The following is a 1405-nucleotide window of genomic DNA, read 5'->3' as shown; positions in this document are numbered from 1 at the left end:
GTCCGTTGTCGTTCTATCTGAGGCAGGTGCGGGCGTCTGACCTGCGGTGCCTCAGATCAAATGGCGATCCTGTTGCGGGTGGTTTGTCATCTGATCTGAGGTAAATAGGCCGGATCCTGGCCGCCTACGGGGAGGCGTGTTCGTCGGCGGCTCGCTGGCGTGGGGTATGGCCCTCGAGGGGTTCCGACCCGGCCGCTGGGACGTGCTTGGCGCCCCTGGTTTTCCTGGCCGGCGTTGCCGTGAACATGTACGCTCCTCGCGGCCACTAGCTTTCGGCCGCAATCGCCCGTCGCAGCGCGGTCAGTATGACGTCACGGCTGGGCAGATCCAACCGACAGACGTCACCCGTCGGCGGCCGATCGGGACGCATCACATCGGTGCCGTCAATCAGTATCGACGGTGACGGAAAGGGTCCGACCCGCTCAACGATCGCCGTGTTGATCCCGACCACGGCCAAACAGTCGACCAGCATTTCATGGGCCGTTGCCGCGTTCGGACAGCCCGGGCTGCTCAGAATCTCAATCCGCATCCCACGGTCTCCCAACACCCGTCATTAGCATCTCAGGTGGGTCAATTTTCGCGACCCGGTGACAGTTGCAGCCGGAGTTCGACGCGCCCGGTAGCTCGGCGATTTCGGGTACGCCGTGGCAGGCGCACTCCCTTGCGGCGAGTTCAAGCCGCGGCTCGCCGCTGCTGCGGTCGCAAAGTGTGCCGAGACGCGTCTATGCCGGCCATTTCTTGCGCCTGCTCGGCTGCGGTCTGCCCTAGCCGGACCAAATCCGCTCGCTCCTGGACCGAAAGCGGCTGTTCGCCAGCGACATCTGGCCGCTGGCCGTCACCGCTGCGGGCCTGGGACATCAGCCACCGCTCATCGCGCACCCATGTATGCAGCAGGCTCGTGTCCACGTTTAGCTGGCGGGCTACCTCAGCGACTCGCCGCTGCCCGTCGATCACCATGTGCGCGGCCGTGACTCGATACTGCGGGGTGAATGAGCGCCGATGTTGTGGCATACCTACTGGCTTCACGAATCCCACGTCGCGCTATCTGGGATGTCCACCATGTGGGCGGTCTGGGGCGATCCTTGTCGGGTGTGGCGGCCGAAGCGGCGTAGCCGCAGCGAGTTGGTGACCACGCTGACCGAGGAGAGCCCCATCGCCGCTCCCGCGATGATCGGGTTGAGCAGACCGAGTGCGGCTAGGGGGATCGCGGCGGTGTTGTAGCCGAAGGCCCAGCCAAGGTTCTGGTGGATCGTGCGCAGCGTCTGCCGCGAGAGCGCGATCGCCTCCACAACACCGTCGAGCCGGCCGGACATCAGCGTGATGTCGGAGGCCTCGATGGCCACGTCGGTGCCGGTGCCGATCGCAATGCCCAGATCGGCCTGCACCAGCGCGGGGGCGTCGTTGA

Annotated in this window: 2 protein-coding genes and 2 pseudogenes; 1 reads left to right on the top strand and 3 read right to left on the bottom strand. The window is 65.6% G+C overall.

Translation table 11 applies throughout. The features are described 5' to 3' along the window. Nucleotides 1-107: 107 nt before the first annotated feature. A pseudogene (locus HMPREF0591_RS32045) lies at nt 108-269 on the top strand (YnfA family protein); the annotation flags it as partial. Here the strand turns inward: HMPREF0591_RS32045 and HMPREF0591_RS29790 are convergent. The 3 genes and pseudogenes from HMPREF0591_RS29790 to HMPREF0591_RS29780 all read right to left on the bottom strand — a co-directional run. Further along, nucleotides 266-451 (bottom strand): alkylmercury lyase, encoded by a 186-nt coding sequence (locus HMPREF0591_RS29790; protein ID WP_308010621.1) that lies wholly within the window; start codon nt 449-451, stop codon nt 266-268. The pseudogene HMPREF0591_RS32045 and the gene HMPREF0591_RS29790 sit on opposite strands and share 4 nt — an antisense overlap. A 221-nt stretch (nt 452-672) precedes the next feature. Further along, entirely contained in the window at nt 673-1011 is a 339-nt protein-coding gene (locus HMPREF0591_RS34785) for a transposase (RefSeq protein ID WP_033718757.1), read from the bottom strand. An 11-nt stretch (nt 1012-1022) separates the two neighbouring features. Further along, a pseudogene (locus tag HMPREF0591_RS29780) lies at nt 1023-1405 on the bottom strand (heavy metal translocating P-type ATPase); the annotation flags it as partial.

The organism is Mycobacterium parascrofulaceum ATCC BAA-614 (genome assembly GCF_000164135.1).
In the GTDB taxonomy this organism is placed as follows: domain Bacteria; phylum Actinomycetota; class Actinomycetes; order Mycobacteriales; family Mycobacteriaceae; genus Mycobacterium; species Mycobacterium parascrofulaceum.
The sequence above is the reverse complement of the archived record's forward strand: the minus strand, read 5'-3'. Positions and strand labels throughout refer to the sequence as shown.

Excerpts from the sequence above, each read along its gene's own strand:
- HMPREF0591_RS34785 (WP_033718757.1), bottom strand. The coding sequence starts at position 1,011 with ATGCCACAACATCGGCGCTCATTCACCCCGCAGTATCGAGTCACGGCC.